Below are 25,503 nucleotides of genomic sequence, written 5' to 3' on the forward strand. Positions count from 1 at the left end.
ACGCGAGCAGCGCCAGCGCCGTCAGGATCTGCCGCCACAATATTGCGAGAGCGGCGCGATCTACTGTGTCCAGCTTGCGCCATTCCTTGAGACAGGCCAGCGCTTCTGCGGTTCGGTTGCGCTCTATCCTGTCGACCACCCGCCAATCGAGATCGACAGTTTGCAGGATTTTGCCCTCTGCTCCCAGATCGCCCAGGCTGGTGGGCGCAGCGAGATCGCGCGGGCGCGGCTGGCGGCGGTCAAGGCCATCGTGATGGATTTTGACGGGGTTCATACCGACAATCTGGTGATTACCGACCAGAACGGTGTCGAGAGCGTGCGCACGTCGCGCGGGGATGGCATGGGCATTTCCGCGCTGCGCGACAGTGGGCGTTACCAGATGATGATCCTGTCGAAAGAGCGCAATCCGGTGGTGTTGAAACGCGCCGAAAAGCTGCAACTCGAAGTGCATCACAGTGTCGACGACAAGGTGGCCGCGCTTGAGAGCTGGCTTGCCGCCCGTGACCTCAGCTGGAGCGATCTCCTCTATGTGGGCAATGACGTCAATGACCGTGGGGCGATGGAACATGCGGGCCTGTCGGCCTGCCCATCGGATTCGCATCCCTCGATCCTGGGGCTGGCCGACTGGATTCTGCCCCTGCCCGGTGGCAAGGGGGCGCTCAGATCAATGTCGGATATTCTGATGGCAACTGCGACGGGCTGAGGGCATGCAGTTGCGCGACCGCCCGGTTGTCGTGGCCGGCAATGGGGCCTCTTTGGCGCAGATACCACAGGGCGCGATCCTGGCGGATGATTTCATCCTTCGAACCAATAATTTCTTCTTTGAACAGCGGTTTCATCTCGGACGCCGGGTGGACCTCGCCTTTATGGGCGGGGACCCTCGCGTAGCGCCCTTCATGTTCGAAACCCTGTATCGCTGCCGCAGTGACTACGATCTGGGGGGCTGGAGCAGTCACAATCCGCGGGTGATCCGGGCTGGGCGGCGGCGCTTTGGGCAGAGTTTTCACCCCATGCGCTACCGAGACACATCACTCGAGACGGAGGTGCGGCAGCTGATCTCCCGGCATGGGCGCCACCCCACGACAGGCATTTACGCGGTGCTGATGGCGCATGGTCTGGGGGCGGAGACGATCCTTCTGGCGGGGATGGACTTCTACGGGACCCGAAACCGTTACCCGTTTTCACCAGGTCCGCATTATCGGGCATTGATGGGGCAGGACCTCGCGCATCGTGGACTTGATCATCACCTGCATGATCTGGAATTGGATCATGCCATCCTACGACTGCTGCAAGCGCGGGGGGATGTTCGGCTCTTGCGTCTCAGTGACAGCCCGGTGCTGCGGGATGTAACGACCCCGGCCCCTGATCGGGGCGGAGACGGACTTGACCTGCCTCGCACCGCCCCGCCTACAGATTGGGCAAGCCGGGCCGGTCTTTATCCAATTGGGGCGCTTAAGGCTCTACGCCGGAGCAAAACTGCGCTGCAGGGCATTAGAAAGAGGATCTTACCGCAATGATGACCATGGACTTCAAAACCCTGCTGCCGGCATGGCTACAGGATCAGGCGCTGCCGTTGTGGACCGGCGCCGGGGTGGATGTTGCCACCGGTACCGTCTGGGAGGCCCTCGATCACAACGGCGCTCCCTGCGCCGACATGCAGCGCCGTTTGCGGGTGCAGGTGCGCCAAGCCTATTGCTTTGCCATGTCCGAAGACCCTGCGCATCACGCGCTGGCGCTCAGGCTGTTCCGCTTTGCCATGGATCATGGTTTTGATGCGGCCAGCGGCAATCTCGCGGCGCGCCTGGCGCCCGATACGTCGATCCTGACCGCGCCGCATGATCTCTATGATCTTGCCTTCATGCTGCTGGCGGCTTCGGCGCTGATTGATATGGGTGCGGATGTCGCTGCCGACCTGGCCCGGCTCGAAGCGGAACTGGCGAAATTGAAAGCGCCGCGCGGCTGGTATGAGAACGTCGCCCGTGACCTCCCGCGCCGCCAGAATCCGCATATGCATATGTTTGAAACCGCAACCGCGCTGTTTGCCGCAACCGGCGAAGGCCGCTTTCGCGACATGGCGGAGGAATGCCTGGGCCTGTTTCGCGACGCCTTCCTCACCCAAGATGGCCGGGTACTGGAGTATTTCGCCGAGGACTGGAGCCCGCTGGGGGCTGATGAACAGGCGGTAGAGCCGGGCCATATGGCAGAATGGGTCTATCTGATCGACCGCTACGAGCAGGTTACAGGGCGCCGCGCCGATGTGAAGATAGCAACGCTTTATGGCGCGGTACTGGCGCGGCGCGATGCCACCGGCCTGTTGCCGGACCGCGCCGACCCGGCGTCTGAGACCCGCCGGATGTGGCCGCAGACCGAGTTGCTGAAAGCGGCTGTCGCCATGGCGCGACGGGGCGAGACCCCAGTCGGGGCTCCGAGCCCTGAGGCGGTCCTGGCCCTGATGTGGGATCAATACCTCGACACGCCGGTAGCGGGGGGCTGGTATGACAAGCGTTCTGCCGCAGGGGAGCTCCTGTCGGAGAACATGCCTGCCTCGACCTTCTATCACATCCTTGTGGCCTTCCGCTTCTACCTCTCGGGCGGTGTCTCGGTCTGAACGCTCACAATGGGTTCGGTCCCTGCTATATAAAACGGGCGGTGCTTGGCACTGCCCGTTATTGTTTTGGTACCGTCTCTCCTCCGGTGTCGGGGGATCAGCTGGTGATGAGGATATTGTCTTCCAGCCCTGTGAGGTTGGAGAGGTTGGAGAAGGTGATCTGGTCGCCATCGCCGAAGTCGAAGACCACGACACCGTTCTGGATGCTGGCGAAAATGTCTACCACATCCTGGGTGCTGCTTAGCCCGTCGACCAGCTCCGAGGAGAGGTGCAGCAGATCTTCGTTGAGCCTGAAATCCTCGATCTCGTCTTGGTCATGTCCGACGTCGAAGACGAAGGTATCGGCTAGCGTTCCGCCGCGCAGCAGGTCGTTGCCCGCACCGCCTTTGAGCTCATCGACCCCCTGATTGCCATAGAGCGTATCGTTGTCATTGCCGCCGCGCAGGGTGTCGTCTCCGGTGCCCCCATAAAGAACGTCATCATCGTCTCCCCCTGACATCACATCAGAGCCGAAGTTTCCATAAAGCGTGTCGTTCCCGGCGTTGCCAAATACGGTGTCCCATGCCGAGCCGGCGGAAAACCAGTCATTTCCATCGCCGCCATTCAGAAGATCGTCACCGGCGCTGCCATAGAGGCGATCATCGCCATCGCCACCAAACAGGCTATCCCAGCCGGAGCGACCATAAATGGTATCATTTCCCGCGCCGCCGTCGACGTAATCGACGCCATCACCGGAAGAGATGTAGTCATCGCCGCCTTCGCCGTAGATGGTGTCAAGCGCGGTGTTTCCAAACATGGTGTCATTGCCCGCACCGCCATAGAGCGTATCGGCGCCGGTGCCGCCGATGATGCTGTCGTTGCCCGCGCCGCCAAGCAGCTCGTCGGTGGAGCTGTCGCCTTCCAGCGTATCGTTGTCTGCACCGCCATAGAGGCTGTCGGCACCGGTGCCGCCATCGATACTATCGTTGCCCGCGCCGCCCCAGACCGTATCATGAGCGGCACCTGCGCTGATGATATCAGCGCCCGCGCCGGCCTGTATCTGATTGTCGGCCTCATTGCCGGTGATGGTGTCATTGCCGCTACCTGCGATCAGGTTTTCGATCACGGTGCCGCGTGCGATACCGATATTGCCGGTCAGGCTTGCCACATCCGAGAAGGTGCCATCGTTCAGGTCCATGCGGTCACTGGTGTTGTTATTGCTGAGGTCGATGGTGTCGGTGCCGCTCACGTCGTAGATAGTCAGAGTCATACTGTTGGCGGGGTCGCGATCCGGAGAGTTGCGCCCCTCGAGCACCCCGAAGATATCATAGAGATAGCTGTCGGTGAGCGTGGTATTGGCGCCCCATGTGGTATCACCCGCCGTTTCACTGCTTTCACCCGCGGCCCCATAGAGGTTCTGGATCGCCACGATATCGGCCATTTGCGTGGTGACCACATAGCCAAAGGAGGCTGTGGTCGTGCTGTTATCGTCCTGGTCGAAGTAGGACATCACCGACAGCTGCCAGCTGTCATTGCTGAAGGTTTCATCAGTGCCGTAGGTGGCATTGCCATTATAGGCGCCCTGATGGCCAAGCCCCAGCGCATGGCCGATCTCATGCACATAGGTCTGGAAGGAATAGCTGTTGATCGACGTGCCGGAGCCGGCGAGCCAGCTGGTCGAGACATTCACCTCCGACGACAGGATGGTGCCGCCACTGGTCACGGACTGGGCATAGGCGCCGCTTGCCGCATCATCAAAGGTGATATCGGCAGAGGAGGATCCGGTTTCCACAAATTCCAGATTGGCGACCCGTTCCCAGGCCTCGAAGGCCCAGCGGGCCAGCTGTTGTCCGGCGGCGGTCAGCCCGGTGATATTGACCGAGATCTGGTTGTCTGCGGAGGTGTTGAAGCTGCGCCCTGAGCGCCCTCCAACTTCTTCCCAGTAGCCATCGGTCAGGAAGGCGGCCATCTCGTCCAGGCTGGCGGGCCCTTCCGGGGCCTGGGTGCTCACGGTCAGCGTATAGCTGCCTGTGTAGGAGGAGTCCCAGGCCGAGACACCGATGTAATATGTGCCAGTATAGGTCGCCTCAAACGTCAGTTCAGCGTCATAGGCTTCTCCGTCCAGGTCATCATAGGCCAGTTGAGTGCCAGCCGCGTTATAGAGATAGAGGTCGGTATCATAGAGGGAGCCACCGCCGCTGCCTGAACCGTCCAGATCAAAAACATAGGTTTCGCCCGCAGTCAGCGTGATTGCGACCCAGTCATCATCGCCCGCGCTGCTGCGCATGCCGGTAAACGTATCCCCTGCGGAGATGGAATAGGCCGTGGCGGTGGAGGCGCTGGCATCGAACCCTTCGGTAATCGCGGCAAACTCGCCAGCACCGTCTTCGCCGTGGCGCAGGGGGTCAAATGTCTGGGTGGCATTGCAAAGGAAACACATCGTTTTTCTATCTCTTAATTGAAAACAACAGGGGCAGGATCAATCATGCAGGCTTTTGATGATTTGTGGGCTGGCTTGTAGCAAACCCTGTACGAAACGGGGATACATTTTGGCTGATAACGTGGTGTCCATCACATCCAGCGCCACCTCGGGGCCTGTCAGTGCCGCGCTGTTTCCGGCCTGCCATGTCAAATGGCCGCTGATACGGTCACTGCGGACGTCGGACAACACCAGGCGCAGGGTATTCGTGTCAGCGATCGGCGGCGACTTTGCAGGCGGGAGCTGGCTGCGGCGAATATGCCGCGCGCTCTCGGCTTCTGTCAGGACGGCCTCCAGCGCTGCGGCCAAAGCCTCACAGAGCGCGTCAGGCTCGGGTGCATTGGTGGGGCATTGCAGCACAACTCCGGGATCAGAGCTCATGGTATGCCCCAAACTCATTTGAGCGGGCAGCACACCAAGAACTACACAGAGGATCCTGAGCGCGCTGAGACACAGCCGTCGCCGTCTTTCGGTTTCTTGCCATCGCCACATCGGGTGTTCATCTACCGTTTCTGATTGACACTTTTCTGACGTGCAGGACCAAGGAAAGCAACGATTTTCACTATAAGATCTTACACGATGGCGCCGATGAGCAACGAAGCGCGCGGTGGTGTTTTATGTTTTTCACAAGTCCAGCCCGATGTCCGGCCCTTTCCTGATAGGTCCCCCCGCACGCCCGGTTTAAAGTGATGTTTTCGCAGAGTTGCTACCAAGTTCGAAAGGGGCTGACACGCGTCTGGTTTTCAGCTTTCAAAAGAGCGTATAGGTTACCCGCATCACTCCGGTGATTGGCCCTGAGATGGAGCAGAAAAAGTGAAGATCGAAGACACCACCCTTCCCGGCGTGAAGATCCTGACCCCCGCGCGGTTTGGAGATGCCCGTGGCTTTTTCTCCGAGAGCTGGAACCGCAAGCGGATGGAAGAGCACGGCATCGATCTGGATTTCGTGCAGGACAATCATTCGATGTCTGCAGAGGTCGGCACCATTCGCGGGTTGCACTTTCAGGCCCCGCCCGCGGCACAGGACAAGCTGGTGCGCTGCGGGCAAGGCGCGCTGTTTGATGTCGCCGTGGACATCCGCAAGGGATCTCCCACCTATGGCGCGTGGTTCGGCATCGAGCTGACGGCCGAAAACGGGCGCCAGCTTCTGGTGCCCAAAGGGTTCCTGCACGGGTTCATCACCCGGGCGCCGATGACCGAGATCATCTACAAATGCACCGATTATTATGCACCCGATTGCGATGGGGCGGTGCGTTGGGACAGCTGTGGCATCGACTGGGGGTTTGACGGACAACCCCTGTTGTCACAGAAGGACGCCGCCGCGCCTGCGCTGGCGGAGTTCGACAGCCCCTTCACCTTCTGATCGCTCCCATGTCCTCGCTCTCCGTGTCCCAAGCCCATCGCGCCTATCTGGAGCGGGTCCGCTTTGGGGCGCTGGATGGGCTCCGGGCGCTGGCGATCATGGCCGTGCTGATCCACCACAGTGCGCTGGCGCGCGTCACCGGCCCGTGGTCGCGGGGCTTTCTGGGGGTGGATCTGTTCTTCGTGATCTCGGGGTTTTTGATCACCACGCTTTTGGTGCGCGAACGGGAGCGCGATGGGCGGATCTCGCTCCGGGGGTTTTACTGGCGACGGACCCTGCGGATCCTGCCGCTCTACTATCTGGTGGTGACCCTGGCGGGGGGGTACTTCGTGCTTTGGCAGGGCCATTGGGAGACCGCCTCCCTTTGGCCGGCCTATTATCTGTTCCTCGCCAATTTCCTGACCGATCACATTCCGACGCTCTATCCCACCTGGTCGCTGGCGATGGAGGAGCAGTTCTACCTGATCTGGCCGCTGCTAATGGTCCTTTTGCCGCCGCGCGTCTGGGGGGGCGTGCTGGTCGTCGGGATCGGGCTCAACGTGGTGGCGGTCACGGGCGCCCTGGAGGGGATCGGGATCACGGCGTTTGATCTGGGTCCGCTGTGGGTGCATCTGCCGGATGTGACCTATGCGCCGCTTCTGCTGGGGGCGGGGCTGGCGCTGGTGTTGCATGACCGGCGCGGGTTCGGGCTGATGTGGCGGTGTTTCGGCCACCCTTGCATGCCGCTGCTGCTGCTTGGGGTGTTGCTGGCGCTGGTGTTTGGCCTTTTGCCGCAGGTGCTGGCGGGCTGGCCTTATCTGCTGATGCATCTGGCGATGACCGGCTGGCTGGCCACGCTGGTGCTGCGCGAGGACAGCTGGCTGCACCCGCTGTTGCGCCTGACGCCGCTGGTGCGGGTGGGCATGGTCAGCTACGGCATCTACCTCTTGCATCTCCTGGTGCTGCACGGGGTGAGCAGTCTGGCAAACCCGTTGGGACTGGCACAGGACGGCGTTGGTTTCCTGGTGCTGTACTGGGGCGGTACAGTTGCGTTGGCGGAGCTGAGCTTTCGCCATTATGAGCGGTTTTTCCTGCGCTTGCGGCACAAACCCTTCGGGCGGGTTGCGGTCGGCACAGGCACAGGGCAGGAAAGAGAAACCGCATCGGGTGGTGATGCGGATCACGGACGGTCGGGCAAGGAGCAGAGGCGATGAAGATACTGGTGACAGGCGGGGCGGGGTTCATTGGCTCTGCGGTGGTGCGGCAGGCGATTGCCGCTGGCCATGAGGTGGTGAACGTCGATGCGCTGACCTATGCGGCCTGCCTGGACAATGTGACCAGCGTCGCGGACAGCCCGCGATATGCCTTTGAGCAGGCCGACATCCGCGACCGCGCCGCGCTGGACCGGGTCTTTGCCTATCATGCGCCGGATATGGTGATGCACCTGGCCGCCGAAAGCCATGTGGACCGCTCGATCGACGGGCCGGGCGATTTCATCGAGACCAATGTCACCGGCACGTTCAATATGCTGGAGGCAGCGCGCAAGTTCTGGGCCGCGGTGGGCAAGCCCGCCCGGTTCCGGTTTCACCATATCTCCACCGATGAGGTCTATGGCTCCCTGCCTGCCGACAAATCTGTGATGTTCACCGAAGACACCGCCTATGATCCGCGCTCGCCCTATTCGGCGTCGAAAGCCTCCTCGGATCATCTGGTGCGCGCCTGGCATGAGACCTACGGGCTGCCGGTGGTGCTCACGAATTGCTCCAACAACTACGGCCCCTATCATTTCCCGGAAAAACTGATCCCGGTAGTGATCCTCAATGCGCTCGCCGGTCAGGCTCTGCCGATCTATGGCGACGGGTCGAACATCCGCGACTGGCTTTATGTGGAGGATCACGCCGACGCCCTGCTCTGCGTGCTGCAGAAGGGCGAGAACGGGCGCAGCTACAATATCGGCGGCGAGAACGAGCGCAGCAACCTGGAGCTGGTGGAGACGCTCTGTGCGATCCTCGATGACAAGCGCCCGCGCGACGATGGCAAATCCTACAAGGAGCAGATCACCTTTGTGACGGATCGGCCGGGCCATGATGCGCGCTATGCCATCGACCCCAGCCGGATCCGGGACGAGTTGGGCTGGCGGCCTTCGGTCACCGTCGAAGAAGGGCTGGCAAAAACCGTGCAGTGGTATCTCGACAATGAGGCCTGGTGGCGCGCGCTCCAGTCCCGCACCGGCGTCGGCGAGCGGCTGGGCGTGAAGGCATAAGAGCCTGCCCTTGCGGGCAGGGGCCTCCGGCGGAGGTATTTGGGAAAAGATGAAGAAGGGGCGGATATGAGCATCCTTGTGTTTGGGGCAACCGGTCAGGTGGCCCGCGAGTTGGCGGATCATGAGGGGGTGACCTGTCTGGGGCGTGCGGGCGCGGATCTGTCTGACCCCGGCGCCTGTGCCGCCGCGATCCGCGATCACGCGCCGCAGGCGGTGATCAATGCCGCCGCCTATACGGCCGTCGACAAGGCGGAAGAGGAAGAAGACCTCGCCACGATCGTCAATGGTGCTGCCCCCGGCGCGATGGCGGCGGCCTGCGTGCAGGCGGGGATTCCGTTTGTTCAGATCTCCACCGATTATGTCTTTGCCGGCACCGGCGAGGCGCCGTGGCAGACGGGTGATCCGGTATCCCCCCCCAATGCCTATGGCCGCAGCAAGCGCGCAGGTGAAGAGGCGGTAATCGCAGCGGGCGGAACCTATGCGATCCTGCGCACCTCCTGGGTGGTTTCGGCGCATGGGCATAATTTTGTAAAGACCATGCTGCGGCTGGGAGCAGAGCGCGACCGGCTGACCATTGTGGGCGACCAGATCGGCGCCCCGACACCGGCCCGCGACATTGCAGCGGCCTGCCTGAAAATGGCGCGTCAGTTGATCGCTGATCCGGCAAAATCCGGTGTCTACCATATTCAGGGCGCTCCCCATGTCAGCTGGGCCGGCGTTGCGCGCGAGATTTTCAACCAAGCCGGGCTGGCCTGTGACGTGACCGATATTCCCACCTCCGATTACCCGACACCGGCGGTGCGCCCGCTGAATTCCCGGCTCGATTGCACCACGTTAGAGACTGTTTTTGGCATTCCGCAGCCTGATTGGCACAGCGGTTTGCGCGATATTCTGAAGGAGCTCAAAGAATGACCGAGCGCAAGGGCATCATTCTCGCCGGAGGCTCCGGCACCCGGCTTTATCCGATCACAATGGCTGTGTCGAAGCAGCTGCTGCCGCTGTATGACAAGCCGATGATCTACTATCCCATCTCGGTTCTGATGCTGGCGGGCATTCGCGAGATTTGCGTTATCACCACGCCGCAGGATGCCGATCAGTTCAAACGCTTGCTCGGCGATGGCAGCCAATGGGGAGTGTCGCTGACCTATGTGGAACAGCCCAGCCCCGATGGTCTGGCGCAGGCGTTCATCCTGGCGGAAGAGTTCCTGAATGGCGCCCCCTCGGCGCTGGTGTTGGGCGACAATGTCTTCTTTGGGCACGGGCTGCCGGAGCTCTTGGCGGCGGCGGATTCCAAACCGGTGGGCGGGACCGTCTTTGGCTATCACGTCTCCGACCCCGAGCGGTACGGTGTGGTCTCTTTTGATGGCGAAGGCCGCGCGCAACAGATTATCGAAAAGCCCGATGTACCACCGTCGAATTACGCAGTGACGGGGCTGTATTTCCTGGATGGAACCGCGCCTGAACGCGCCAAGGAGGTTCAGCCCTCCGCACGGGGCGAGCTGGAGATCACCGACCTGTTGCAGATGTATCTCGACGAGGGTCAACTGTCGGTGGAGACCATGGGCCGCGGCTATGCCTGGCTGGACACGGGCACCCACGGCAGCCTCCTGGATGCGGGCAACTTCGTGCGCACCCTGCATGAACGACAAGGGCTGCAGACCGGCTGTCTGGAAGAGATCGCCTATCACGCCGGCTGGATCAGTCGTGACGCGCTGGCCGAGCGGGCGGAACTGTTCAAGAAAAACAGCTATGGGACCTATCTGAAGCGGCTTTTGAACTAAGGCGGAGCAGGGCGGATGAAGCTGCTATTCGTGCATCAGAACATGCCGGGCCAGTATCGCGAGCTGGCGCATTGGCTGGCGGCGCAGGGCGGCCATGAATTGGTATTCCTGACACAGCGCGGCGACGTGAAGATCCCGGGCGTGCATACGCTGTCCTACAAACCCTTTCACAAACCGGCCAAGGCCGCGTTTGGTCTGGCCAAGGATTGGGAGATGGCCGCTGGCGCAGGCTTTGGCGCAGTCCAGGCGGCGCAGGCCTTCGAGAAGGAGACCGGGTTTCGCCCCGATATCATCCTCGGCCATACCGGCTGGGGGGAGCTTTCGTTCTTCAAGGACCTGTGGCCGGAGGTGCCGATCCTCGGGTTCTTTGAATATTACTATAATATGGAGGGCGGTATGGTGGGCTTTGACCCCGAACAGCCCCCCGGACCGCATGCGCCCTATTTCAACCGCGCCCGCAACGTGGTGCCCAGTCTCAACCGCGATGTGGTGGATCTGGGCCATGTGCCGACCCACTGGCAGCGGGATCGGTTCCCGGTCAGCTTTCACGACAAGATGTATGTCTGCCACGATGGCATCCGCGCCGACCGGCTGCAGGCAAACCCGGATGCGGACATCACCCTCGGGCGGCTGAGCCAGCCGATTTCCCGTGCCGATGAGGTGGTCACCTATGTGGCCCGCAACATGGAGCGCGCCCGCGGCTTTCACATCATGATGCGCGCCCTGCCGGCGATCCAGGCGGCGCGGCCCAATGCCCGCATCCTGATGATCGGCGGCAATGAGGCCTCCTATGGGCGCGAAAGCGATCACCCCGGCGGATTACGCGGCGAGATGGAGGCAGAGGTCGGCCAGCACGTGGACTGGAGCCGGGTGCATTTCCTCGGCCGGGTGCCATATGGCGATCTGTGCCGGATCATCCAGCTGTCGCGCTGCCATATCTATCTGACCATGCCCTTCGTGCTCAGCTGGTCGCTGCTGGAGGCGATGGCGATGGAGGCCACCATCGTGGCCGCCGATGTGGCACCGGTGCGCGAGGCGATCAGCCATGGCGAGACCGGTCTTTTGGTGGATTTCTTCAACCCCGAGGCCCTGGCGGCACAGGTGGCCGAGGTGCTGGCGCGGCCTGATGAGTTTGCCGAACTGGGCGGGCAGGCGCGGGCGCGGGTAATGCGGGACTATGATTTCCTGACCCGTTGCCTGCCGGAGCATCTGCGCCAGATCAACCGGCTGGTCAGCACCGCGCCGCCGATCCGCCTGCCGGAGGTTTAGGGCAGGGGGCGCGCCTTCCTAATCCGGCGCTTCAGGGCCTGCGCGGGATCTGCTTGCCGACCACGCGCAGAGTGAGCGCAACGCGGGAGTGGTCCTCCCGCGCCAGATAGCCTTGGACAATACGCCACGGTTTCCGGGGACGGGGCGGATCCTTTTGGGATCCTCCCCATCAGGCGCGGCTCAGCCGCCCACGGTCTCGGCGATGATCCGATCGATGGTGCCATCTTCCATCATCGCCTTGAGCGCGCCGTCCATGGCGCTGGTAAAGCCCGCGGCCTCATCACCCTGCCAGCTGCCGCGAAAACCGATCATGCTGTCCTCGACCGACGTATCGAGCACCCGGGTGATGCCCGTAAGCCCCAGCGCGTTGATGGCCATCTCGGCGGTCCGCTGTTCTTGCACGTAGCAATCGATGCGACCGCCAGCGAGCTTTTTCAGGTTGAGATCTGTGGTCGGCGCCTCTTGCAGGGAGATCAGACCGCCGGTGACCAGCGCGAAAAACTCCTCTCCCGGGGTGCCAAAGCCGGCATTGTTGCCAAAGGTCAGCCCCTTGAAGTCCTGCGGGTAGGACCAGCCCTCCTCGGCGACGCCATCGCGACAGAAGACCGAGACGTTCTCGGTGAACGGCGCCACCGAATAGGTGCCGATCCAGGGGCGGCTGTCGGGCTTGTGATAGGTGCCAACCAGACCATGGGCCTGACCGCCCTCGACCAGGTTCACGGCGCGCGACCACGGCAGCGCTTCCAGCACCACGTCATAATCGCCGTCGATGCGCGACAAGGCCTCGGTGATGACATCAGCCCAGATGCCGGTGGGGGCCTTGTCGGTCATGGTCATATAGGGGGCATAAGCCTCGTCCTGGACCAGGCGGATGGTCTCTGCCGAAACGGCGGAGGAGAGCAGGGCGACGGCACAGGTGGCTGTGGCGAGAAGGGCGCCTTTGGATTTTGACATGGCAGATCCTTTCTATTGCAAAGGGGAAGGGTGCCGATGACATAGCCGGATCGGGTTAATATTCGCTGGAGTCTGTATGTCCAGTTTACGCAAGCCCCCGTGCCAGGCCGTCCTCTCCGGGCCGCTGCTGTGAGAAGACTGGCTTTTCCCGCCGGTGCCACCTACACAGCAAGGCAGCAGACGATCCTCGTGCCCGGAGACCCTGAGATGACCCCGCGACAGATGAGCCCCGACGAAACCCTTGCCGAAATGGCCCGCGTGCTGACCGTCGAGGCCGCAGCCCTGACCCGAATGGCCTCTGAACTGGGCGCCGCACAGCTCAGGGCGGTGGAGATTCTCGAGGCGATGGAGGGGCGCGTCATTGTCTCTGGCGTCGGCAAATCCGGCCATATCGGCAACAAGATCGCCGCCACCCTGGCCTCCACCGGGACACCGGCGCAATTTGTGCATGCCACCGAGGCCAGCCATGGTGATCTGGGCATGGTGACGCCGCGCGATGTCTGCCTGGTGTTGTCCAACTCGGGCGAGACCTCGGAGTTGACCGACATTGTCACCTACAGCCGCCGCTTCGGCATTCCGCTGATCGCCATCACCCGCAAGCCCGACAGCACGCTGGCCAGCCAGGCGGATGTGACGCTTCTGCTGCCCGACGCACCGGAGGCCTGCGGCATTGGCATGGCGCCGACCACCTCGACTACGGCGACGCTTGCGATGGGCGACGCGCTGGCGGTGGCGGTGATGAAGCGGCGTGGATTTGAACGCGAGGATTTCAAGGTCTTCCACCCCGGCGGCAAGCTGGGCGCGCAGCTGATGCTGGTGGACGGGCTGATGCACAAGGGCGAGGCGCTGCCGCTGGTGGATCCCGACACACCGATGTCGGAGGCGCTGCTGACCATGACCGCCAAGGGGTTTGGTCTTGCGGGTCTGGTCGAAGGCGGGCGGCTTCTGGGGATCATCACCGATGGCGACCTGCGCCGCAACATGGACGGGCTGATGGCGCGCAACGCCGGCGAGGTCGCCACCCGTGGCCCCAAGGTGATCCGCAGCGGTTCACTGGCCTCCGAAGCGTTGCACGAGATGAACAGCCGCAAGATCTCGGCGCTGTTTGTGCTGGATGCAGAGGACCGCGTGGTGGGGCTGCTGCACATCCACGATTGCCTGCGCGCCGGGTTGGGCTGAGACCAAAGAAAACACGCGGCCTTGAGAACGCATATTTGAAGATGAAGCGGTCCAGAAGGTCGAGGACGGCAGAAGCGCCCAATTCCGGTATGATCACGAACAGGCTCAAGTTTTCTGCGGAAGACATCGATTGAGCCTGTGAGCCGTCTCTCCTTTTGGCAGCTCTGCCGAAGGCCTTCCCGCACACCTAGCCGCTTCGGCGCCCCGCCCGAAGAGCCTAAGAACTGCAAGCTAACGGATAAAGCTTGTGATGAGGTAACCGCCCACCGCAACCGATCACAGGTGTCGCAGGCAATGCAGTCACGGCGTTAACTGCGTGCCATGTTGGATCGTCAGCCCCCGAAGCAGGTCAGTCAGCGCTGCTCCTGGTAGGCTACAGTCTCAGATCGGCTTCCTCTGCGGGTAGCAGATACTTCAGATCGTATAGCAGCGCAGCGGGCTTTCCGAACGCGCGGATCGTGGCGGCGCCCATCTCGCGAAATTCCTGATGCGCGACGGCAAGGATCACACCATCATAAACGCCCTGCTCCGGGGCAGGCGTCAGCTCAAGACCGTATTCTGAACGCGCGAGATCCGGATCGGCATGCGGATCATACACATCAACTGTGACTCCGAACTCCCGTAGCCCTTCGATCACGTCGATCACTCTCGTATTGCGCAGATCAGGACAGTTCTCTTTGAATGTCAGCCCCATGATCAGGACCCGTGTATCCACGACAGGCATGCGGCGCTGGAGCATGGCCTTAATCATCCGCTGCGCGATGTAATCCCCCATCCCGTCATTGAGCCTGCGTCCCGACAAGAGCATCTCCGGGTGATAGCCCAGCTCTTGGGCCTTGTGCGTTAGGTAGTAAGGATCGACGCCGATACAGTGCCCCCCAACAAGACCGGGGCGGAAGTTGAGAAAGTTCCACTTGGTGCCGGCCGCTTTCAGAACGGCCTCGGTATCCAGCCCCATCCTGTTGAAGATCATGGCCAATTCGTTGATGAGGGCGATGTTGATATCACGCTGGCTGTTTTCGATGACCTTGGCGGCCTCGGCCACTCGGATGCTTTCTGCCTGATATGTGCCAGCGGTTACGATACCTCGATAGAGCGCATCAACTTTCTGCGCCGTGGAGGGCGACGATCCGGAGGTGATTTTGACGATATCGGGCAAGCGCCGTTGCTTGTCGCCCGGATTGATCCGCTCGGGGCTGTAGCCAACGCCAAAATCAGTATTGAAGCGCAGTCCGGATATGTCTTCGAGGAGAGGGACGCAGTCTTCTTCCGTTGCACCAGGGTAGACGGTGGACTCATAGATCACGGTGTCACCGGGTTTCAGCACCTGGCCGACGGTTCGGGTCGCGGACAGAAGTGGCCTCAGGTCAGGGCGCCGGGTCGCATCTATGGGTGTGGGAACGGTGACAATGTAGATTGTCGCGTCGCTGATATCCGCAATGTCAGCACTCAGGGTGAGGTGATGCGCGGCTTCAAGCTCTGTCCGATCAATCTCAAGGGTACGATCCTCCCCGCGGCGCAGCTCTGCGATGCGGCTTTCGTCGATATCAAACCCAACAACCGGGCGGTATTTTGCGAATTCGACGGCCAGTGGAAGCCCCACATAACCAAGGCCGATCACGCAAATACGTTCACCGGCTGGGTGGCTTTCGGTCATCGTGGACCCTCCTGAGGATGACGGACCCATTTGGTCCGGCGAGACTTCTCATAAAACGCGTCACAGGCAGGTTTCAACCAGCACTGCCCAGTTTGTGATCACTGCAGTATTCCGTAGCTGATCTGCAAGTTGGATGCCCTCGGGAATGATGTCACCAACTCCTCGATATATGCGTGGAGGATCACATCTAGGATATGAGTCCGCTATCGTTTCCCGATGCAATTCCCAAACGTAGCGTAGGCGAGTATTTGAAGCGCTCAGCCGCGTCTCGTTGGCCGGCTGAAGGCTCGTTTTCCTCGTGAATTTTGGACCAAAGTAGGGGTGTTCGGACCTGCAGTCTCATAAAAGATCCACACCCAGCCTAACCACGACTGCTGGTCTTTCCAGAGGGGCTCTCGCTGTGCGTCGCTCCGCAACCTAAAGTCGCTACGATGCGTAGGAATACGCCTCGCCATCATTTGTCCTGGTGCGAACCTATCTTCGCTTGGCACAGTGGCGGAACCCCGGCCTGTTCAGCGACAAAGAGGATCAGGACCGCGTCCTTGCGTCCCGTATGCGCAGAATGGTCTGATGGGATGTGTTGTAACGCCGCGCCACGGCGGAAATGGTCATCCCAATCTCAAGGTCCGTCAGCACAGCCGCCTGTGTTGCATCATCCAGCGAGGGTGGTCGTCCGATCCGCCCCCCTGCAACACCACGCCCTGTTGCCCTCGCCTGTTTACGCTCGCTCTCCGTCAAGCGCTCCAGCGCCGCCACGGCCTCCATCATCGTCATGAACTTTGTATCGGAACACAAACTGTCTCTTGTAAGGGACACGCAAAACGCTTCGGCCTGCATCTCGTCTATGTGCCGGATCGTCTTCAGGACGTCAGATGAATCGCGCCCAAACCCGTCAAGCGTATACACGATGACGGCGTCGCCAGGTTTGAGCTGGCGGATCAGTTGCTGCAATTTTGGTCGCCCTGACGCTGCAACCGAGGCGCCCACCCGTTCGCTCACAGCCCAGCGACTATGCACGACAAACCCGTCGAGACGCGCAGCCTGCGTGTGAGTGCGGATGGTGGCATGGTCAGAGGATTTTCCGATACAACCCTCTTTAGGATCAAGGCGAACATATACGTAGTCCCGGGGAGCCAATGGCCGAGCACCTCCTGTCATTGGGGAAATCGCGTTGGTATCCCTGTGCCATAATCTCAGTGCAGCCAACGTTTGTTTTTTACGTGTATCACAAATGACACGCATTGTCCGAAACAGCTTTTGGACTGCGGGCCACGCCCGGCCCGCAGTATGGCTCAGCTGGGCCATACTGCGGGACCTCAAATCGTAAGATGTTGTTTTTCATGAAAAACCAAGTTTCTGACAGTCCGTAAATATTATCGGACGCCATTATTTTAATAATATCAGTAGCGTATAGTCACCTTGCAGCTTGCTGCGTGGGGTGTGGTACAAATCTGAGGCTCCGGGCCGAAACCGACGTTTCAAGGCCCCCTGTAAGCCGTTCAATAGATTGGTTTGCCCGCCCGCGGAACGCGCCATGTCGGTGGTTTTCTTCCTGAACTATGATGCTTCCCCGCTTTTCCTGGCCGCTTCCCGGGAAACTGCGTGGAATTTTTCCTGAAGCAGAGAAGGAAGACAGCTATGCGTAAACCAGCTCTGAACACCGCCAATACCCGTCCCGTTTCCCAAAGGGCCGAGACCATCCATTGGGACACTGAGGTTCCCAAACTTGGCCTCCGGCAGCGTGGCGCGACACGCTCCTGGCTCGCGCTCTACTGAATGGCTTAGAAGTCGGAGCGGTTCAGAATGCGTCTCTGACAGTGACTGCTTGCTGCCGCCGCTATCTCAAAGATCTTGCCCCGAGTTGGAAACCGGCCACGCAACGCGCCAACAGACATGACGCTGATGGTCTCATTGTTCCGCACCTTGGCAGCAAGCGGCTCACTCAGCCAAATCGCCCTTGGGCTGGTAGCCACGCTTGGGGGAACAGGAAGCGTGTGGGCGAAACCCCGGTTATGATAAGAACCTACTCACCCGAGTTGATACCATAATACTCTTGGTACCACGTCACGAAACGGGACACGCCTTCTTCAATCGTGGTCTGCGGTGTATATCCGGTGAGCCGCTTCAGGAGTTGGATATCGGCCCAGGTCGCTTGGATGTCGCCCGGCTGCATCGGCATCAGATTACGCTGTGCCGCAATGCCGGTGGCACGCTCGATGGCGCCGATGTAATCGCCAAGCTGAACTGGGTTGGAGTTGCCGATGTTGACCACACGGAACGGGGCCACCGGTGACAGGCTGTCTCCCTCTGGCACATGACCATCAGCGGGGCGTTCGGGACAGGCTGTTATCAGAAGCCGGATCGCCTCCACCAGATCCTCAACATAGGTAAAGTCCCGCTGCATGTCGCCGTGATTATAGACATCGATAGGACGGCCTTCGAGGATCGCCTTGGTGAATTTGAACAAGGCCATGTCCGGTCGGCCCCAAGGACCGTAGACGGTAAAGAACCGGAACATCGTAATCGGCAGATCGAAGAGATGCGCATAGGAATGCGCCATATGCTCGGTCGATTTTTTGGTCGCCGCATAGAAGGACATCTGGTGATCAGCCTTCTGGGTCTCTTGGTATGGCATATCCGTATTTGCGCCATAAGCCGAGGAGGTCGAGGCAAGCAGCATATGCTTGGGGGGATGCGTGCGGGCAGCCTCCAACAGCTCAAACGTCCCCATGAGGTTGCTTTCCAGATAGGAACGCGGGTTCTCGATGGAGTGGCGCACGCCAGCTTGAGCCGCCAGATGTATAACATAATCTGGATTATGGGAGGAAAACAAATCCGCCAATAACTCTGGTGTTTCAATCCGGCCAATGACCGGCGTAAAGCGGCCCGGACCCTGCCCCGCGGCATCAGCCAGCATCGCATGACGCCGTTCTTTCAGCGAGACATCGTAATAATCGCTGAGTGCATCCACCCCGATGACATGTGCCCCATGTTCCAACAGCAGTTTACTGAGGTGAAAGCCAATGAAGCCGGCCGAGCCGGTTACAAGAACGGTTTGCATGATTTCGTCTTTCTTAATCCGCCTCGAACAGATCGCGCGTAAAGACCTTGTCAGAGACATCGCGGATCTCTTCGCTCATCCGGTTTGCCACGATCAGATCTGCCTCGGCCTTAAAGGCGTCAAGGTCGCGGATGACCCGGCTATGGAAGAAGTGATCTTCCGTCAACACCGGCTCATAGACGATCACCTCGACACCTTTGGCCTTGAGGCGTTTCATGATGCCCTGAATGGAGGACTGGCGGAAATTGTCCGATCCCGCCTTCATCACCAGCCGATGGATGCCGACCACCTTGGGACCTTTCATCAAGATCTGATCGCTCAGGTAATCCTTGCGGGTGCGGTTGGCGTCAACGATCGCCCGGATCAGGTTTTGCGGCACCTGATCGTAATTGGCCAGAAGTTGTTTGGTGTCCTTGGGCAGGCAGTAGCCACCATAGCCAAAGGAAGGATTGTTGTAGTGGCCGCCGATGCGCGGATCGAGGCTTAGCCCCTCGATGATCTGGCGGGTGTCCATACCCCCGGCCATGGCGTAAGAATCCAGTTCATTAAAAAACGCCACCCGCATCGCGAGATAGGTATTGGCAAAAAGCTTCACCGCCTCGGCTTCGCTTGGATCGGTGAAGAGGGTTTCCACCTCGTCCTCATCAGCACCGCCCAGCAGAAGATCCGCAAAGATACGGGCACGCTCCGAGCGCTCTCCAACGATGATCCGGCTGGGATGCAGGTTGTCATAAAGCGCACGCCCCTCGCGCAGGAACTCGGGGGAAAAGATCACTTGATCGGTCTCCAACCGCGCTCGCACATCCATGACAAACCCCACCGGGATCGTTGATTTGATGACGATGGTGGCGGTGGTATTGACGGCCATGACTGCCGCGATCACCGCTTCGACGCTGGAAGTGTCAAAGGAGTTGTGCCGAGGGTCGTAATTCGTCGGCGTCGCCACTATCACGTAATCTGCGCCCTTGTAGGCCGCCGCATCCATGGTCGCGGTGAGGTTTAGATCGCGGCTAGATAGGAACTCTTCAAGCTCAGGATCGACAATCGGACATTGCCGAGCGTTGACCATCTCCACCCGGTTTTCAGAGATGTCGGTGGCGACAACCTCGTTTTTCTGAGCCAGCAGAACGGCATTGGACAGGCCGACATAGCCAAGACCTGCAATCGCGATTTTCATAGTTCACCTCGGGCATAAACATCCTCGTAGCGGATGATGTCATCTTCCCCCACATAGGCCCCGGTTTGTACCTCGATCAAGACCATCGGCATTTTTCCGGGGTTTTCCAGCCGATGGACCGCCCCCAGTGGAATGTAGACGCTCTCATTCTCAGTCATTAGTTTCATCTCGCCATCCACGCTCACCCGCGCGGTACCCTCCACCACGACCCAATGCTCGGAGCGGTGGACATGGCTTTGCAGGCTGAGGGAGGCTCCGGGATGGACCATAATGCGTTTGACCTGAAAACGATCTCCGACCACTAGGCTTTCAAACCACCCCCAGGGGCGGTGGACTTTGGGAAAATCGGTCGCCTGCGCCGCGCCTTTGTCTTTCAGCACCTGCACCGCCAGCTTCACATCCTGAGCGCGGGATTTATCCGCCACCAGCACCGCGTCATTCATCGCCACCGCCATGATGCCCTCAAGGCCGATGCCGACCACCTCCAGCCGGTCGCTGTCCGAACGGAGCAGCGTGTCGGAACATTCGATCGCCGTCGCCGCACCGCTGACCACGACGCCATTGTCATCCGGTCCGGCCTCGCGCCAAACCGCATCCCAGCCGCCCAGATCAGACCAGGCCGCATCAAAGGGCACCACGGAGAGGTTCTTGGCCTTCTCCATCACCGCGTAGTCGATAGAGATGTCCGCCGCCCGTCCCCACGGTTCGGGCGCCAGCCGCAAAAACCCAAGGTCCACCTCTGCCTCATCAAGCGCTGCCGCGACAGGCTCCATCAATTCAGGCGCATGAGCCTTGAAGGCCGCGATGATATCGGCGGCTCGGAACAGGAAGATCCCCGCATTCCATTTGAAATTGCCCGCCGCCAGCATCTCGGCTGCGCGGGCGGCATCGGGTTTTTCCACAAACTGCTTCAGCGCCACCGGGGTACCCGCGGTATCAGGCGCCTTTGAAAGTTCAAGATACCCATAGGCGGTTTCCGCATGGGTTGGGGTGATGCCAAAGGTCACCATCTGCTCTTCGGCGATCGCCGCAAGCCCGCGCGCAACAGCGGCGTAAAAGGCCTCGATATCGGGCACCACATGATCCGAAGGGGCCACCAAGAGCACTGCCTCTGGATCCTGCGCTTGCGCCCGAAGCGCTGCGGCCAGCACAGCCGGCGCCGTATTGCGGCCGTCGGGCTCGATCAAAATCGCGCCGGGATCGATGCCTGCGGCCTGTAGCTGTTCCGCAACGATAAAGCGGAAATCGGAATTGGTCAGCACCATCGGCGCGCCAAAAGCAAACCCGTTTCCGGTCCCCGACATCCGTCTGGCCGAAGACTGAAACAAGGTTTCTTTGCCCATCAAGGGCACGAATTGCTTGGGGTAGCTCTTGCGCGACAACGGCCAGAGCCGGGTTCCGGAGCCACCACAGAGAAGAACGGGAATAATATTCATGACAACATTAATCTCAAGCGACGCGAGTAGCGTCCTTTATGTGGTAGTCAACCGCACCCGTCTTCACAAGGCAGCCAGTCAAATTCATTATCAAAGCGGCATATCAGCCCGTCCGTTTCCTCACCCAGCCCAGAAACGCCGCATCGGGTTTGCGCAGGCGCGGGCCGCCGGATTTGGCCCAGACCGCGCGCCAGTCGGCCTCCAGCCCATGCACATCGACACCGGGGATCAGGCGGCGGGCCTCGTCGCGAGCGGCCTCCGACACCACAGGCGGCGGGCCCTCGACCACGGCCGCCTTTTGGGCAAAGCGGATGATGTCGCCCTCCAGCTCCGTCATCTTGTAATCCGGCAGCGGCTGGGCCGCGATCATGTCGCGGATCATCTTGCGGAACACCCGGCGCGGACTGGCGGAGCCGGATTTCTTCAGCAGGGTTTCCACCGAAATCTGCCAACTGTCCTGACGGCCACAGTGCTTGCGCGCCAGCTCGTAGATTCGCCGCTCCAGGGGTTTGCGCAGGCGGAAATACTCCCGGCTCAGCGTCAGCACCGATTTCGACAGCACCGCCCGGTAGAGCCAGTCCGAGAGCGTCACCGCCACCGAGACCATGCGACCACCACGCGCCTTGCGCACGATCTCCCAGCTGTCGATCAGGCCAAAGCCCGAGGTGACCTCCTGCCCGCCGGTGGTGATATTGGTGGTGATGCGGGTGCCCGCCAGCCGCTCAAACGCCTCGCGCAGGCGGCGATAAGCATCGCCCGAGGTCTCCCGGTTGCAGGCCACCAGGAGATCATGCGCGGTCAGATGCAGGGTGCGGCTCACCTGACGCCCCGCGTTCAGCGCCGCCATCAGCTGGCTGACACAGAAGATCAGGATGTCCTTGTCGTGGATCGTCGCCAACCCCTTGACCGAAGGGGTCACGGTAATCTCGGCCCCATTGTGTTCGTAATTCAGGATGCGCCGGTCGGGCCGTGTGCCCAGGCTGAACAGCGGGTGCTCCATCGAGGCGAGGTCGTTCTTGGGCATCGCATCAAAGATATCACAGAGGAAATAGGCCCCCTGCCCCTCCGGCGGATAGCCCCCGGTCTCGCTCACCGCGCTGGTCATGATATCGGTCTCACTGCTCTGCCTGTTCCACGGTTGTCGATCCGCTGTATCACCGGATTCGGGTTCGTGGTTTTGATTACACCCACCCTATGGTTATCCACAGCCCCGCACAACGGGGGTTCAGAGTCAGCACGTCGGGGGTTCGGAGTCGCTTTATCGGGGTTTCAGAGTCGCGTAATCCGTCAAAATCATGCCATGAGCCAATGAAAAAAGGGCTTTGCAGAACGCCATGTCCTGCCTTAACTAGAAATAACACATTAATAACAAGCTAGGTTTTTTTCAGGCCTGCCAAATGTGCCGAGAATCCGCCGCCACGGCTCGTCGCAAGACACGGATTTGCTTAGAAAAATACAGCCATGTCATCATAATGCTTCCACCTGCCGCCTTTTCTGCTATCTTGAGGAAAAGGCGATACATGAGGCGGCAGTGCCCAAGCTCGGAAGGAGAACCGGGCAGGACAAGCCGCTTCCTTCCAGCATGAGGCAAAGGCAGGATGGCCAAAGATATCCACAGCAAGGCAGGCAGCGCCCTGCCGCCCTATTTCAACATTGATCCCGACGCTGCGATGGCAGATCTGGACCAGCCGACCGACACCGCGCGCTTTGCCGAGATCGCCGAAGGCTGCACCCGCGGTCGCGCCGATCTGGCCAGCCGGGGTCTCAATGAAGAAGGCGCCAAATCCCTGCGCCTGTTCTCCACCTGGGAGATCACCCGCTACCTGATCCCGGTGGCGCAGGCCCATTTCCGCAGGGTGCTGAAAGCCAACCCGGAGCTGCCGCAGGGCCGGTCCGAAACCGAGGGTGGCGCCAAGTGGTTCACCCTCGACGAGGTGTTGCGGCTGCGTGCCTTTTTTGCTGCGCAAGGGTCCAAGGCCAAGAACTACCTGCCCTACCGCCCCGAAGGCTTGCCGGCAAAACTCGTCGCCGTGGCCAACTTCAAGGGCGGCGTCGGCAAGACCTCGACCGCGGCGCATCTGGCGATGTCGGCAGCGCTGGACGGCTACAAGGTGCTGGTGGTGGATCTGGATTCTCAAGGCTCCATGACCTCGATCTTTGGCGGCAAGGTCGAAGACGAATGGAAGACCGCCTTTCCGCTGCTGGCCCGCCACTACGGCGAACATCTGCGGCTGGAAAACCAGCGCCGTCTTGATCGCGGCGACGCACCGCAGCCGCTGGACGAAAGCCTGACCGCTGCCATGGAGATGACGGCGGCGGATGTGATCCAGCCGACCCACTGGCCCAACATCGATCTCATCGGCGCCCAGCTGAACCTCTATTGGGCGGAGTTCCAGATCCCGGTCTGGCGCATGGCGGCACGCTCGTGGAAATTGTGGGATGCGCTCACCGACCGGCTGGAGGCAGACGGGGTACTGGATCAATACGATGTGGTCTTTATCGACACGCCGCCGGCTCTTGGCTACCTGACCATCAACGGGCTTTCGGCGGCCGATATCCTGCTGGTGCCGATGGGGGCGTCCTTCCTGGAATTCGATTCCACGGGCCGGTTCTTTGACATGCTACATTCCACCTTCGCCTCGATCGAGGAGGGGGAGAACCTCGCTGCCCGTGCCCTTGGCCGACCCGAGATCGGCTTTGAATGGGATGCGGTGCGCGCCGTGATCACCCGCTATGACGGCGCCCAGCAGGGCGAGCTGGCGGGGCTGGTGCAGGCCTATATGGGCCCGACCCTGTCGCCGCACCGGCAGGATTACACCGCGCTGATCGGTCAGGCCGGCGAGCAGGTCAATGGCATCTACGAGGCGGATTACCGCGACTTCAACCGCGAGACCTATGCCCGCGGGCGTGAGACGTTTGATGAGACTTATGCTGCCTTCAAACGGCTGCTCAACGGCGTCTGGCGGCGCGAGGAACTGGCGTTGCAGGCGGAGCGCGCGGCCTCCTGAGGCCGGGTTAGGATGCGGCTGCGATACTGGAGGCGCCTCGCCCCGGTCGTGGCCCATGAGGAAGGACGACGAGAATGGCAAAACGCAAACGGCTGACCCCGGCCCAGCCCACCTATCTGAGCGCCAGTGAGACGGGCCCTGCCCTTTCGCCCGGTCCGCTATCGGTGGGCGCGGCGCCGATCGCCCAGGTGGCCTCGGACACCTCTGCCGCCGCGGCGCTGGAGGAGTTGTCCGGCGTGCTGGAAAACGCCCGTGCCAAGGGGCTGATGATCGAGGAGCTGCCGCTGGCAGCGGTGGACGAGACCTATCTGGTGCGCGACCGCATCGTGCAGGACGAGGAGGACATGCGGGCGCTGATGGACTCGATCCGCGCCCGCGGCCAGCAGACGCCGATCGAAGTGGTCAAACGGGACGGCGCGGCTGGGGGCAAGACCCATGGGCTGATCTCCGGCTGGCGTCGTCTGACCGCGTTGCGCAGACTCTATGAAGAGACTTTAGACTCTAAATTCGCCAGCGTGAAGGCGCTGGTGGTGCGCCCCGACAGCGCCGCCGATGCCTATCTGGCGATGGTCGAGGAAAACGAGATCCGGGTCAATCTCAGCCATTATGAACGCGCGCGCATCGCCATGCGGGCGCTGGCCGAGGGCATCTATCCAGACCAGCGCAAGGCGTTGCTGGGCTTGTTCCAGAACGTGCCCCGCGCCAAGCGGTCAAAAATCGCCAGCTTTGTCACCCTGGTCGAAGCGCTGGACGAGGTGCTGCGCTACCCCACCGCCATTCCTGAAAAGCTGGGCCTGGGGCTGGCCCGCAGGATCGAAGAAAACCCACAGCTCGGCGAGGAGCTGGCCGAAAACCTGCGGACTTCTCACTGCAAAGACGGGGCCGAGGAAATCTACGTTTTGCAAATGCATCTGGAGGCCTGGAATGGGAGCCTACCGCGCGTATTAGAGCCTGATTTACCCCCCTCTTCTCCCCCGCCTGCTGCTCCGTCTGCTGTGTTGACCGCTCCTACCCCTCCTGCTCCGCCGCGCAGCACTCCTGTTGTCTCAGGGCAGCGGGTCAACCTGCAAGCCGCGCCTGGTGTGCGGCTTGCCTTTGCGGAAGAGGCTCAGAAGATCGAGTTGAGCGGTGACGGGGTGACGCCGGATCTGATGGCGGATTTGAAGGCCTGGCTCGCGACCCGCTGAGCCCGCATTTCTCTGAGATTTCGACTTGTCAGGCGCGTCCCTTCGGGGGCGCGTCTCTGCATTTTGAGGCTCTGACATGTGATGTGAGCTGCTCCTGAAAGAGCCTGTGAATGGGATGCAATAT

At 61.0% G+C, this 25,503-nt stretch carries 21 protein-coding genes and 1 pseudogene; 13 read left to right on the forward strand and 9 right to left on the reverse strand.

Going from position 1 to position 25,503, the window contains the following annotated elements:
* From R0J92_RS18775 to R0J92_RS18785, 3 genes and pseudogenes are all read left to right on the forward strand, one after another.
* Window positions 1-703 (forward strand): annotated as a pseudogene (locus R0J92_RS18775) (transferase); the annotation flags it as partial.
* Window positions 704-707: 4 nt separating this feature from the next.
* The gene (locus tag R0J92_RS18780) at window positions 708-1,517 is read left to right on the forward strand and encodes an alpha-2,3-sialyltransferase (RefSeq protein ID WP_411052715.1); all 810 of its coding nucleotides are present in this window, start codon (window positions 708-710) and stop codon (window positions 1,515-1,517) included.
* Complete coding sequence (locus R0J92_RS18785) at window positions 1,514-2,608, forward strand: AGE family epimerase/isomerase (RefSeq protein WP_411052716.1); 1,095 nt, start codon at window positions 1,514-1,516, stop codon at window positions 2,606-2,608. The genes R0J92_RS18780 and R0J92_RS18785 overlap by 4 nt, the downstream gene beginning before the upstream one ends.
* Before the next feature lie 97 nt (window positions 2,609-2,705).
* Here the strand turns inward: R0J92_RS18785 and R0J92_RS18790 are convergent, their stop codons facing one another.
* Window positions 2,706-5,027 carry a M10 family metallopeptidase C-terminal domain-containing protein gene (locus R0J92_RS18790; RefSeq protein WP_411052717.1) on the reverse strand — a complete coding sequence of 774 codons (2,322 nt, stop codon included), beginning with the start codon at window positions 5,025-5,027 and terminating at the stop codon, window positions 2,706-2,708.
* A 39-nt stretch (window positions 5,028-5,066) separates the two neighbouring features.
* Window positions 5,067-5,447: a hypothetical protein gene (locus tag R0J92_RS18795; protein WP_411052718.1), complete on the reverse strand. Its 381-nt coding sequence runs from the start codon at window positions 5,445-5,447 to the stop codon at window positions 5,067-5,069.
* A 432-nt stretch (window positions 5,448-5,879) separates the two neighbouring features.
* Here R0J92_RS18795 and rfbC point away from each other — a divergent pair, with 432 nt between their 5' ends.
* The 6 genes from rfbC (at window position 5,880) to R0J92_RS18825 (ending at window position 11,720) form a co-directional block, all read left to right on the forward strand.
* Window positions 5,880-6,428, forward strand: coding sequence for a dTDP-4-dehydrorhamnose 3,5-epimerase (gene rfbC, locus R0J92_RS18800; RefSeq protein ID WP_411052719.1), 549 nt, complete (start codon window positions 5,880-5,882; stop codon window positions 6,426-6,428).
* 8 nt (window positions 6,429-6,436) lie between these two features.
* Complete coding sequence (locus tag R0J92_RS18805) at window positions 6,437-7,621, forward strand: acyltransferase family protein (protein ID WP_411052720.1); 1,185 nt, start codon at window positions 6,437-6,439, stop codon at window positions 7,619-7,621.
* The gene (gene rfbB, locus R0J92_RS18810) at window positions 7,618-8,670 is read left to right on the forward strand and encodes a dTDP-glucose 4,6-dehydratase (protein WP_411052721.1); all 1,053 of its coding nucleotides are present in this window, start codon (window positions 7,618-7,620) and stop codon (window positions 8,668-8,670) included. Before R0J92_RS18805 ends, rfbB begins: the two co-directional genes overlap by 4 nt.
* A gap of 66 nt (window positions 8,671-8,736) precedes the next feature.
* Window positions 8,737-9,582, forward strand: a complete 846-nt coding sequence (rfbD, locus tag R0J92_RS18815) for a dTDP-4-dehydrorhamnose reductase (RefSeq protein ID WP_411052722.1) — start codon at window positions 8,737-8,739, stop codon at window positions 9,580-9,582.
* A complete protein-coding gene (rfbA, locus tag R0J92_RS18820; RefSeq protein ID WP_411052723.1) occupies window positions 9,579-10,451 on the forward strand; it encodes a glucose-1-phosphate thymidylyltransferase RfbA in 873 nt (290 codons plus the stop codon). The genes rfbD and rfbA overlap by 4 nt, the downstream gene beginning before the upstream one ends.
* A 15-nt stretch (window positions 10,452-10,466) precedes the next feature.
* Window positions 10,467-11,720, forward strand: coding sequence for a glycosyltransferase family 4 protein (locus tag R0J92_RS18825; RefSeq protein ID WP_411052724.1), 1,254 nt, complete (start codon window positions 10,467-10,469; stop codon window positions 11,718-11,720).
* 180 nt (window positions 11,721-11,900) lie between these two features.
* On the opposite strand, the gene R0J92_RS18830 is transcribed toward R0J92_RS18825, so the two are convergent.
* On the reverse strand, window positions 11,901-12,674 hold the full coding sequence (locus R0J92_RS18830; protein WP_411052726.1) for a substrate-binding periplasmic protein: 774 nt from the start codon (window positions 12,672-12,674) through the stop codon (window positions 11,901-11,903).
* A 207-nt stretch (window positions 12,675-12,881) separates the two neighbouring features.
* Here R0J92_RS18830 and R0J92_RS18835 point away from each other — a divergent pair, with 207 nt between their 5' ends.
* Window positions 12,882-13,853, forward strand: a complete 972-nt coding sequence (locus tag R0J92_RS18835; protein WP_317387050.1) for a KpsF/GutQ family sugar-phosphate isomerase — start codon at window positions 12,882-12,884, stop codon at window positions 13,851-13,853.
* A gap of 373 nt (window positions 13,854-14,226) precedes the next feature.
* Here R0J92_RS18835 and R0J92_RS18840 read toward each other — a convergent pair whose 3' ends face one another.
* Window positions 14,227-15,510, reverse strand: a complete 1,284-nt coding sequence (locus tag R0J92_RS18840; protein ID WP_411052727.1) for a nucleotide sugar dehydrogenase — start codon at window positions 15,508-15,510, stop codon at window positions 14,227-14,229.
* Between the two features lie 528 nt (window positions 15,511-16,038).
* Window positions 16,039-16,815 carry a recombinase family protein gene (locus R0J92_RS18845; RefSeq protein WP_411052728.1) on the reverse strand — a complete coding sequence of 259 codons (777 nt, stop codon included), beginning with the start codon at window positions 16,813-16,815 and terminating at the stop codon, window positions 16,039-16,041.
* Between the two features lie 333 nt (window positions 16,816-17,148).
* On the opposite strand from R0J92_RS18845, the gene R0J92_RS18850 reads away from it, so the two are divergent.
* Entirely contained in the window at window positions 17,149-17,286 is a 138-nt protein-coding gene (locus R0J92_RS18850) for a hypothetical protein (RefSeq protein ID WP_411052729.1), read from the forward strand.
* A gap of 247 nt (window positions 17,287-17,533) precedes the next feature.
* On the opposite strand, the gene R0J92_RS18855 is transcribed toward R0J92_RS18850, so the two are convergent.
* From R0J92_RS18855 to R0J92_RS18870, 4 genes are all read right to left on the reverse strand, one after another.
* A complete protein-coding gene (locus R0J92_RS18855; RefSeq protein WP_411052730.1) occupies window positions 17,534-18,571 on the reverse strand; it encodes an NAD-dependent epimerase/dehydratase family protein in 1,038 nt (345 codons plus the stop codon).
* Window positions 18,572-18,584: 13 nt separating this feature from the next.
* On the reverse strand, window positions 18,585-19,748 hold the full coding sequence (locus R0J92_RS18860; RefSeq protein WP_411052731.1) for a nucleotide sugar dehydrogenase: 1,164 nt from the start codon (window positions 19,746-19,748) through the stop codon (window positions 18,585-18,587).
* Window positions 19,745-21,184: a mannose-1-phosphate guanylyltransferase/mannose-6-phosphate isomerase gene (locus R0J92_RS18865; RefSeq protein WP_411052732.1), complete on the reverse strand. Its 1,440-nt coding sequence runs from the start codon at window positions 21,182-21,184 to the stop codon at window positions 19,745-19,747. The genes R0J92_RS18860 and R0J92_RS18865 overlap by 4 nt, the downstream gene beginning before the upstream one ends.
* Before the next feature lie 103 nt (window positions 21,185-21,287).
* Window positions 21,288-22,289 (reverse strand): replication initiator protein A, encoded by a 1,002-nt coding sequence (locus R0J92_RS18870; RefSeq protein WP_411052733.1) that lies wholly within the window; start codon window positions 22,287-22,289, stop codon window positions 21,288-21,290.
* Window positions 22,290-22,782: 493 nt separating this feature from the next.
* On the opposite strand from R0J92_RS18870, the gene R0J92_RS18875 reads away from it, so the two are divergent.
* Window positions 22,783-24,192, forward strand: a complete 1,410-nt coding sequence (locus R0J92_RS18875) for an AAA family ATPase (protein ID WP_317387027.1) — start codon at window positions 22,783-22,785, stop codon at window positions 24,190-24,192.
* A gap of 74 nt (window positions 24,193-24,266) precedes the next feature.
* Window positions 24,267-25,379 (forward strand): ParB/RepB/Spo0J family partition protein, encoded by a 1,113-nt coding sequence (locus tag R0J92_RS18880; protein WP_411052734.1) that lies wholly within the window; start codon window positions 24,267-24,269, stop codon window positions 25,377-25,379.
* Window positions 25,380-25,503: the final 124 nt, after the last annotated feature.

Origin of the sequence: Tritonibacter sp. SIMBA_163 (genome assembly GCF_046535935.1) — a bacterium.
Taxonomy (GTDB): Bacteria; Pseudomonadota; Alphaproteobacteria; order Rhodobacterales; family Rhodobacteraceae; genus Epibacterium; species Epibacterium scottomollicae.

Coding starts and splice junctions, on each gene's coding strand:
- R0J92_RS18780 (WP_411052715.1), top strand. CDS start 708: ATGCAGTTGCGCGACCGCCCGGTTGTCGTGGCCGGCAATGGGGCCTCT.
- R0J92_RS18785 (WP_411052716.1), top strand. CDS start 1,514: ATGATGACCATGGACTTCAAAACCCTGCTGCCGGCATGGCTACAGGAT.
- R0J92_RS18790 (WP_411052717.1), bottom strand. CDS start 5,027: ATGTGTTTCCTTTGCAATGCCACCCAGACATTTGACCCCCTGCGCCAC.
- R0J92_RS18795 (WP_411052718.1), bottom strand. CDS start 5,447: ATGAGCTCTGATCCCGGAGTTGTGCTGCAATGCCCCACCAATGCACCC.
- R0J92_RS18805 (WP_411052720.1), top strand. CDS start 6,437: ATGTCCTCGCTCTCCGTGTCCCAAGCCCATCGCGCCTATCTGGAGCGG.
- rfbB (WP_411052721.1), top strand. CDS start 7,618: ATGAAGATACTGGTGACAGGCGGGGCGGGGTTCATTGGCTCTGCGGTG.
- rfbD (WP_411052722.1), top strand. CDS start 8,737: ATGAGCATCCTTGTGTTTGGGGCAACCGGTCAGGTGGCCCGCGAGTTG.
- rfbA (WP_411052723.1), top strand. CDS start 9,579: ATGACCGAGCGCAAGGGCATCATTCTCGCCGGAGGCTCCGGCACCCGG.
- R0J92_RS18825 (WP_411052724.1), top strand. CDS start 10,467: ATGAAGCTGCTATTCGTGCATCAGAACATGCCGGGCCAGTATCGCGAG.
- R0J92_RS18830 (WP_411052726.1), bottom strand. CDS start 12,674: ATGTCAAAATCCAAAGGCGCCCTTCTCGCCACAGCCACCTGTGCCGTC.
- R0J92_RS18835 (WP_317387050.1), top strand. CDS start 12,882: ATGACCCCGCGACAGATGAGCCCCGACGAAACCCTTGCCGAAATGGCC.
- R0J92_RS18840 (WP_411052727.1), bottom strand. CDS start 15,510: ATGACCGAAAGCCACCCAGCCGGTGAACGTATTTGCGTGATCGGCCTT.
- R0J92_RS18845 (WP_411052728.1), bottom strand. CDS start 16,815: ATGGCCCAGCTGAGCCATACTGCGGGCCGGGCGTGGCCCGCAGTCCAA.
- R0J92_RS18850 (WP_411052729.1), top strand. CDS start 17,149: ATGCGTAAACCAGCTCTGAACACCGCCAATACCCGTCCCGTTTCCCAA.
- R0J92_RS18855 (WP_411052730.1), bottom strand. CDS start 18,571: ATGCAAACCGTTCTTGTAACCGGCTCGGCCGGCTTCATTGGCTTTCAC.
- R0J92_RS18860 (WP_411052731.1), bottom strand. CDS start 19,748: ATGAAAATCGCGATTGCAGGTCTTGGCTATGTCGGCCTGTCCAATGCC.
- R0J92_RS18865 (WP_411052732.1), bottom strand. CDS start 21,184: ATGAATATTATTCCCGTTCTTCTCTGTGGTGGCTCCGGAACCCGGCTC.
- R0J92_RS18870 (WP_411052733.1), bottom strand. CDS start 22,289: ATGACCAGCGCGGTGAGCGAGACCGGGGGCTATCCGCCGGAGGGGCAG.
- R0J92_RS18875 (WP_317387027.1), top strand. CDS start 22,783: ATGGCCAAAGATATCCACAGCAAGGCAGGCAGCGCCCTGCCGCCCTAT.
- R0J92_RS18880 (WP_411052734.1), top strand. CDS start 24,267: ATGGCAAAACGCAAACGGCTGACCCCGGCCCAGCCCACCTATCTGAGC.